The following is a 7,236-nucleotide window of genomic DNA, read 5'->3' on the forward strand; positions in this document are numbered from 1 at the left end:
TAGCAATAGCATGTCTGGCAGTTGTCGCATTGATGCAGTAGAGAAAATCTCTTATCAACGTTGGGAGTTACTTGTGAATAATCTAAAAAAAATCGCCGTTGCCGCCGCAGTTCTGTGCTCCGCCCTCGGCGCACAGGCCCAGGAAATCAATCCGTCCTGGTACATTCAACCTAGCCTCAACGCACTCAAGCCAGATTCCGACTTCGCCACGGATAAAACCGGCTATGGCGCAGGCTTGCGTTTCGGTAAACCCGTTTCGCCGGACTGGGATATCCAGCTGGGCACCACGTATGCCCGTTCCAAGGATGGCGGTCAGCGCTACCAGCAAAATACGCTGGGTGTAGACGGCTTGTACATGTTCTCGCGCAAAGCCTTCCGCCCCTTCCTGCTGGTTGGTGCCGGCATGCAGCGCGACAAGGACACCAGCTTCGCTTTTGGCGAACGCAGCAAGAGCTCGCCTTACGCCAGCGTGGGTCTGGGCTTCCAGTCCACGATCAACGATCAATTGTCGTTCCAGGCTGACGTGCGCAATGTGCACGGCTTCCTGCGCGGCAATACCTTCGATCCGAGCAGCAAGTCCAACAACTACTATGTCACCGTGGGCCTGAACTTCGCGTTCGACAAACCACCTGCACCGCCGCCACCACCGCCACCGCCGCCAGTGCGTGAAGAAGTCGTCGTGGTCGTGCCGCCACCACCGCCACCACCGCCGCCACGCTTTGAAAAAGTGACGATGGCGGCTACGGAACTGTTCGCGTTCGACAGCGCCAAGCTGGGTCCGACACAGACCAAGCTCGACGAGATCGCCCGCGTGCTGAACGCGTCGCCGGACGTCAACAACGTCGTCATCAGTGGTTATGCCGACCGCATCGGTTCGCCCAAGTACAACCTGAAACTGTCGCAGCAGCGCGCTGATGCAGTCAAGGAATACCTGGTCGGTCACGGTGTCGCCGCCAACCGCCTGACGGCCGAAGGCAAGGGCTCCACCAATCCTGTCGTCACCTGCGATAACAAGAAGCGTGCCGACCTGATCAAGTGCCTGGAACCAAACCGCCGCGTTGAAGTGGAACAGATCACCATCGAACGCCGCGTGCAGTAAGCTCGACAGTGGTACGCCACTTATGAATAGAAAAAGGGGCTCGCGCCCCTTTTTTGCATTGAAAGCCATCATGAATATTTCTACCCGCTATCCCAAGCTGGCCAGCCTGGCGCCGTTCAGCAAGCAGATGCGCAGTGTCCTCGTCTGTTCCGTCACCGAATGGCTGGAACACCGCGCCTCGAGCAAGGGCGCGGCCCTCGCCTATTACACCCTGTTTTCCATCGCCCCCATCCTCGTGCTGGTGATCGCCATCGCCGGTTTTTTCTATGGCCCGGCCGCCGCGCGCGGCGAGCTGATGGGACAACTGCAGGGCTTGCTGGGCACACAGGGCGCCGAAGCCATCCAGCTGGTGCTGGCCGGGGCGAAAAACCATGAACAGGGGCGCATCGCCACCCTCATCGCCAGCGCCCTGCTGCTGTTTGGCGCCACCAGCGTGTTTGCCGAGCTGAAAGCCAGTCTCGATGAAATCTGGCAAGTGCCGCCGCTGAAGGAAGCGGGCGCCTGGGACATGCTGCGCACGCGCCTGCTGTCCTTCGGCCTGGTGCTGGTACTGGCCTTCCTGCTGATGGTGTCGCTGGTGGTGAACGCGGCCATGGCGATCCTCGCCAACTTCTGGGAAGGCGTGTGGAAAGACACGGCCGTGCTGTTTACCATCCTGTCGAACCTGATCGGCTTTGCCGTCATCGCCAGCCTGTTTGCCGTCATCTATAAAATGCTGCCGCGCGTGCGGCTGTCCTGGCGCGACGTGCTGATCGGCGCCATCGGCACGGCCTTCATGTTTTCATTGGGAAAATACGCGATTGGCGTGTACATCGGTAATAGCGGCGTGGCCAGCAGCTATGGCGCGGCCGGGTCCCTGGTGGCCCTGCTGCTGTGGGTATACTACTCGGCGCAAATTTTCTTTCTCGGTGCCGAGTTTACGCGCCAGTTCGCCCTGCAACTGGGCAGCATGAAGGATATGCCGAAGACGGACGATGGCGATGTGCAAGTCAAGATATTGAAGCGCCACCAGTCCTGATTCCCTCGCTCCACATGCGGAAACGGCACCCGCGGGTGCCGTTTTTCTTGCGTTGTAGCAAACTACTCGCCCAGCAATTCCGCCACCACTTCCATGCCCTGCACGCGCTCGGCCACGACCTTCACGATGACGATGATGGGCACGCCCAGCAGCAAGCCCCAGACGCCCCACAGCCAGCCCCAGAACAGCAGGCTGATGAACACGGCCGTGGGATTCATGCGCGCGATGCGCCCCGTCATCCAGGTGGTGACAAAGGTGCCCACCAGGGTGGCGATGGCCATCGACGTGCCCGTCACCAGCAAGACCATTTCCAGCGATTCGAACTGCAAAAAGGCGACCAGGCCCGTGGCGATGGTGATAAGCAAGGGGCCGAAATACGGCATGATGTGCAGCAAGCCGGCCACGATGGCCCAGGCGCCCGCATTTTCCAGGCCGATCACGCGCAGGGCGATCCACATCAGGACGGCCAGCAAGCCATTCGTGACGAGCAGCATGAACATATAGTTCTGGATCGACGTATTGATGTCTTCCAGGATGTGCACGGTGACCTTCTTGCGGCTCAGTGACGGCCCCGTCAGCTTGACGAGCTTGCGCTTGAAGGTGTCGCCCGACAGCAGCAGGAAAAACACGAGGAAGATGACCATGGTGGCCTGGCTGAGGAAGCCCACCAGGCCCAGCGAACCGGCCCAGACCCAGTCCATGATCTTGAAGTTGGGCGCCTCGGCCGCGGCGGCGCGGCGGTTGTTGCGGCGCGCTTCGGCGCCGGCGGCCACTTGCTCGATTTCATTGGCCACGGCCTGCATCTTCTGGAAGGTGCTGTTCTTGCCGCCCGTACTGGCGGCGATCAGGCGCGACAGTTTATGCGTGGCGGCCGGCAACTCTTCCACGATGGATTCGAATTCGCCCTGCACGCGCTCGACCACGACGAGGGAGCCGAACAGGATCAGGGCCGTCACGGCCGTGGCGCCGATGGCGCGCGGCAGGCGCAGCTTTTCCAGCCAGGCGACGACGGGATTGAGGGTATAGGCAATGAAAATGCCGAAAATGACGGGAATGAGGAATTTCTGTGCCCACTGCAGCGCATAAATGAAGCTGACGGTGGCGATGATGCCCAGCGCCATGCCGCGCGCATTGACATGCAGCGGCAAACGCAGGGATGCGTCTGGCTGCTCCACGGGTGCGCCGGGAGGTGGCCCGGCAGGCTCGGTGGAGGCAGCCGCCACCGGCTCGGGCGGGGTATCTGTAGGCTGGATATGCATGCGATTCCCGCGACGGTCGGTGGAGGCCGCAGGGCCAGCCATGGGGCTGGCCGCTGCGGCAGGTCAGGCAATTACTTGACGCGGATGTCGTTTTTCACCGACTTCACGCCCTTGACGCCACGGGCGACTTCGCCTGCCTTGGCGGCATCCGAAGGCTGGGCCACGAAGCCGCTCAGCTGAACCACGCCCTTGAAGGTCTCAACGTTGATTTCCGTCGATTTCAGGGTAGGCTCATTGAAGATGCTGGCTTTCACTTTGGTGGTGATGGCCGCGTCGTCGATGTACTCGCCCGTGCCTTCCTTGGTTGGGGTCGAAGCGCAACCTGCAACAGCGAACAGGGAAGCGACGAAAAGGCCAGTAGCGATAGATTTAGTGAATTTCATGGTTTTTTCCTTAGGAGTGGTCAATCAATGTGCTCACAATGAGCTTCTTATACCAGTGTGGTGACTGCGCGCCGGAGGGAGCTCAGTAGCCAAACTGGGTTTTTGCAGCCTTGATACAGTCATCCTTGGCTGCGCCGGCTAATGCATCGCATTTTTCTGTCGCGACCTTGTACTCGGCTTTTCTTTTTGCTTCACGCGCATCGCTGCGCGCTTCGATGACTTTCTTGTCCGCCTTGGCGTCGGCTAGGGCCGCCACCTTGGTGGACTTGGCCAGCTTGACGCAGACATCCTTGTCGTTGCCCGTCAGCGCATTGCAGCGCGTCAGGTCGACGTCGTAGTTGGCATCGGCAATCTTGATGCGCGCCTTGGTGTAGGCACGCAGGGTATTCGTGTATTGCGCCCGAGCAACTTCTTCATCGTAGGTGCGCACGGCCTTCGCTTCGGCGATGCAGACATCCTTCGGGTTGCCCGTGATTTTTTCGCATTCGGCATGTGCCAGTTTGTAATTCAGGCCCGCCTGCTCATTGGCCGCCTTGTAGGCTGCTTTTGCTTCCGGCGTGGCAGCCACTGCCTGGCCGCCCCAGGCGGCGCACGCCAGGCTGACGACGATGGCGGTGAAGAGCTTATTCTTGTTCATGTATTTCTCCCTGGTGGTAGCAAGCATGTCTGCTTGGCATGACTACCGTTTTACGTGGATCGCCGCCGCTCTTCTGTACGCTGCCGTACACAAGTAATTTATTTTGAAAACGGGAGGCAGACAGGGAGAAATAACAACGTTTTGCCGGATCACCGTGAAGAAAAATATCATTTCGACACGAAATAAGTACGTGCGGCAGCGTACAGACTGGCGACAGGGGCATGACTAAGATGGCACTACACCCTCACCTCGTCAGGAGAATAAAATGAAAACCAACGCCACCTTGGCTGCACTGATGCTCGCCGCCACCGCCGTACTGAGCGGTTGCGCAACAGGCCCGTCCCAGTCACAACAGTATTACCCGGCCAACCAGCCTGAATCGGCCATGTACGGCACCGTCGACTCCATCCAGATCGTGCAGGGCGGCGGACAAACCAGCGGCGCCGGCGCCGTGGTCGGCGGCATCGCCGGCGCCCTGCTGGGCAATACCATCGGTTCGGGCGGCGGACGCACGGCCGCCACCGTGGCGGGCGCCGTCGCCGGCGGCGTCGTGGGCAACCAGGTGGAAGGCCGCAGGCAGCAGGCGCAGGCTTACCAGATCAGCGTACGCCTCGACAACGGCGAATACCGCACCGTGGTGCAGGACAACGCGAATGATTTGCGCCCGGGCAACCGCGTGCGCGTCGTTGACGGCCGCGTCTACCGCTATTAATCCCCTGGCCGGGCTTGTCCGCAAGCCTGCGCCGGACCATGCACCAACAAGGAGATACCATGGGCACCATCATTCTGATCATCTTGATCCTGGCCCTGGTCGGCGTCCTGCCCACCTGGCCGCATAGCCGCAACTGGGGTTACGGCCCCAGCGGCATCGCCGGCCTGGTCGTAGTGATACTGATCCTGCTATTACTGACGGGCAGGTTGTAAAAAAAGGCGCTACGGCGCCTTTTTTATTTCAAGGAGGAAATATCATGACTATCCACAACACACTCTTGGCCACCCTGCTCGCCTGCAGCCTGGCGCCATTCGCGCTGGCGCAGACGGCCACGCCGCAGCCGGGCGACCCGCAACGCTGGTACCAGGAAGACAGCACGGCGCAAGCCCAGCTGCGCACCCTGCGCAAGGAAATCGCCGCCGCCCTGGCGGAAGCCAAGAAAGCCTGCCGCTCGGAACCATCCACCGCGCGCGCCAGTTGCCTGAAGGACGCGCAAGACACGTATCGGCAAGACATGGCGAACGCGGAAAAACTGCGCGAGGCAGCCCATCCGCAGTGATAAGCCGCTCCCGGCAACACCTGATAAAACCGTCGCGAGCGGAAGGGAGAGGTGGCTAAGAAGCGCAACCGTACGAAGGTACGGGGGCGCCGAGCCGGTGAGCATCGCAGGCCGCCTATACCGACGCGCAGCAGGTTTTGACAGGCGTCACTAAGCGGCGTCGCGCTCGTAAGGCGGCAACTCGTGCACAACCAGCGGTGTGTCTTCCGTCACAAAAGCCAGCCAGCCAGCCGCCTTGATCGCGCGCAATCCATCCTGGTAGCCCTGCTCCCAGCGCCATTCGATGGAGCCCCTGGAAAAATTGATGTCCTTGGCCGCCATATGCCAGTCGCGCCCCGCGTATGGCAGGCGCACGATGTGCATGGTGCTGTCGCAGCCCAGCGCAACGAGCTCTTCTGTCTGCTGCCGGTTATGCTTTGTGTCGGGCAGGCCGGCGTACAGTTCGCGCAATTTGCGCTGCAAGGTGTGCGTATTGACGTAATCGGCGATATGCCGCTTCGAGCGCGACGCGAAGGTGACGTCCTTTTGCCGCGTCTGCACTTCGTCGAGGGTGCTCGGTTCCGGCCCTTCCGAGCTCCACAGGTCCACCATGAAGACCAGGGTGTCGACGTGGGGCGTATCGTCGAGCACGGTTTCCAGCGGGGTGTTCGAGTACAAACCGCCATCCCAGTATAAATCGCCATCGACGCGCACGCCGGCAAAACCGGGCGGCAAGGCACCGCTGGCGCGGATGTGATCCGCCGTCAGGGACTGCTGCTGGCTGTCGAAACTGGTGAGGCTGCCGCATTTGACGCGCAGGGCATTGACCGTCAGGCGCATGCCGCCAGGCTGGTTCAGGTAATCGAAATCGACCAGTTCCTCGAGGGTACTGGCCAGCTCGCTGGTGTCATAAAAACTGGCCTCTTCCGGCTTGACGGCGATTCCGGCGGAAAACAGGCTGAAGGTGCGCGGCTTGAAGAAGCCAGGCACGCCGCGCAGCACCGTATCGAGCGTGGCCAGCCAGATGTTCGAGCGGCGCTGCTGGTCGGAAATCATATTCATGTCGACGCTGTCGCGGTGCGCCACGCGCTGCCAGAACTGTTTCAGCCGCACGAGCCGGTCTTCGTGCTTGTTGCCCGCCAGAATGGCGGCATTGATGGCGCCAATCGAGGTACCCACCACCCAATCGGGCGCCAGGCCATGTTCGTGCAGCGCTTGGTAGACGCCCGCCTGATAGGCGCCCAGTGCGCCGCCGCCTTGCAGCACCAGCACGATGCGCAGGCGCGAGGGATTTAACTGATTGATCGGTGTCTTCGAATTCGTCATCAAGATGGCCCTCTGTCCGCCGCGCGGATGCGGCGTGAATCATTGTAAGGGATTGCGTCGGTCTGCGCCGGACGTTGGGTACGGGCAAAAAAAACGCTCTGTCATCGACAAATAGGGGAAATGCCGGAATCTTCCTATGGCATTGCTGTCTGACTCTGCATACTTACCACACAGGGAGCAGATCATGCAGCCAGCCGAATGGATCCGTTTTATCGCCCAGTTTGCTCACCTGAACCGACGCCAGCGGCAGACAGGCATGGCCCT

General features: G+C 60.8%; 9 protein-coding genes. 5 read left to right on the plus strand and 4 right to left on the minus strand.

Annotated elements, in window-relative coordinates; translation table 11 throughout:
• Positions 1–73 precede the first annotated feature (73 nt).
• Both CSQ93_RS25465 and CSQ93_RS25470 read left to right on the plus strand, forming a co-directional pair.
• Complete coding sequence (locus tag CSQ93_RS25465) at positions 74–1,099, plus strand: OmpA family protein (protein ID WP_099380448.1); 1,026 nt, start codon at positions 74–76, stop codon at positions 1,097–1,099.
• 70 nt (positions 1,100–1,169) lie between these two features.
• On the plus strand, positions 1,170–2,117 hold the full coding sequence (locus CSQ93_RS25470) for a YihY/virulence factor BrkB family protein (RefSeq protein WP_099380457.1): 948 nt from the start codon (positions 1,170–1,172) through the stop codon (positions 2,115–2,117).
• A 62-nt stretch (positions 2,118–2,179) separates the two neighbouring features.
• On the opposite strand, the gene CSQ93_RS25475 is transcribed toward CSQ93_RS25470, so the two are convergent.
• The 3 genes from CSQ93_RS25475 to CSQ93_RS25485 all read right to left on the minus strand — a co-directional run bounded on the left by CSQ93_RS25475 (position 2,180) and on the right by CSQ93_RS25485 (position 4,396).
• Positions 2,180–3,376: an AI-2E family transporter gene (locus CSQ93_RS25475; protein WP_416208759.1), complete on the minus strand. Its 1,197-nt coding sequence runs from the start codon at positions 3,374–3,376 to the stop codon at positions 2,180–2,182.
• A gap of 71 nt (positions 3,377–3,447) precedes the next feature.
• The gene (locus tag CSQ93_RS25480) at positions 3,448–3,759 is read right to left on the minus strand and encodes a BON domain-containing protein (RefSeq protein ID WP_046682432.1); all 312 of its coding nucleotides are present in this window, start codon (positions 3,757–3,759) and stop codon (positions 3,448–3,450) included.
• A gap of 82 nt (positions 3,760–3,841) precedes the next feature.
• A complete protein-coding gene (locus CSQ93_RS25485; protein ID WP_099380449.1) occupies positions 3,842–4,396 on the minus strand; it encodes a hypothetical protein in 555 nt (184 codons plus the stop codon).
• Between the two features lie 265 nt (positions 4,397–4,661).
• On the opposite strand from CSQ93_RS25485, the gene CSQ93_RS25490 reads away from it, so the two are divergent.
• Genes CSQ93_RS25490 through CSQ93_RS25500 form a run of 3 tightly spaced genes read left to right on the plus strand, consistent with a single transcriptional unit; the run spans position 4,662 to position 5,667 of the window.
• On the plus strand, positions 4,662–5,108 hold the full coding sequence (locus CSQ93_RS25490) for a glycine zipper 2TM domain-containing protein (protein ID WP_070278587.1): 447 nt from the start codon (positions 4,662–4,664) through the stop codon (positions 5,106–5,108).
• A 59-nt stretch (positions 5,109–5,167) separates the two neighbouring features.
• Positions 5,168–5,320 (plus strand): DUF3309 family protein, encoded by a 153-nt coding sequence (locus tag CSQ93_RS25495; RefSeq protein ID WP_010396415.1) that lies wholly within the window; start codon positions 5,168–5,170, stop codon positions 5,318–5,320.
• A 44-nt stretch (positions 5,321–5,364) separates the two neighbouring features.
• Complete coding sequence (locus CSQ93_RS25500; protein WP_099380450.1) at positions 5,365–5,667, plus strand: hypothetical protein; 303 nt, start codon at positions 5,365–5,367, stop codon at positions 5,665–5,667.
• Between the two features lie 150 nt (positions 5,668–5,817).
• Here the strand turns inward: CSQ93_RS25500 and CSQ93_RS25505 are convergent, their stop codons facing one another.
• A complete protein-coding gene (locus CSQ93_RS25505; protein ID WP_099380451.1) occupies positions 5,818–6,972 on the minus strand; it encodes a patatin-like phospholipase family protein in 1,155 nt (384 codons plus the stop codon).
• Positions 6,973–7,236 lie beyond the last annotated feature (264 nt).

The organism is Janthinobacterium sp. BJB426 (assembly GCF_002735705.1).
In the GTDB taxonomy this organism is placed as follows: Bacteria; Pseudomonadota; Gammaproteobacteria; order Burkholderiales; family Burkholderiaceae_D; genus Janthinobacterium.

Bases quoted from the DNA above. Each gene is read 5' to 3' on its own strand.
- CSQ93_RS25495 (WP_010396415.1), top strand. From the start codon at position 5,168: ATGGGCACCATCATTCTGATCATCTTGATCCTGGCCCTGGTCGGCGTC.
- CSQ93_RS25470 (WP_099380457.1), top strand. From the start codon at position 1,170: ATGAATATTTCTACCCGCTATCCCAAGCTGGCCAGCCTGGCGCCGTTC.
- CSQ93_RS25475 (WP_416208759.1), bottom strand. From the start codon at position 3,376: ATGCATATCCAGCCTACAGATACCCCGCCCGAGCCGGTGGCGGCTGCC.
- CSQ93_RS25480 (WP_046682432.1), bottom strand. From the start codon at position 3,759: ATGAAATTCACTAAATCTATCGCTACTGGCCTTTTCGTCGCTTCCCTG.
- CSQ93_RS25485 (WP_099380449.1), bottom strand. From the start codon at position 4,396: ATGAACAAGAATAAGCTCTTCACCGCCATCGTCGTCAGCCTGGCGTGC.
- CSQ93_RS25500 (WP_099380450.1), top strand. From the start codon at position 5,365: ATGACTATCCACAACACACTCTTGGCCACCCTGCTCGCCTGCAGCCTG.
- CSQ93_RS25490 (WP_070278587.1), top strand. From the start codon at position 4,662: ATGAAAACCAACGCCACCTTGGCTGCACTGATGCTCGCCGCCACCGCC.
- CSQ93_RS25505 (WP_099380451.1), bottom strand. From the start codon at position 6,972: ATGACGAATTCGAAGACACCGATCAATCAGTTAAATCCCTCGCGCCTG.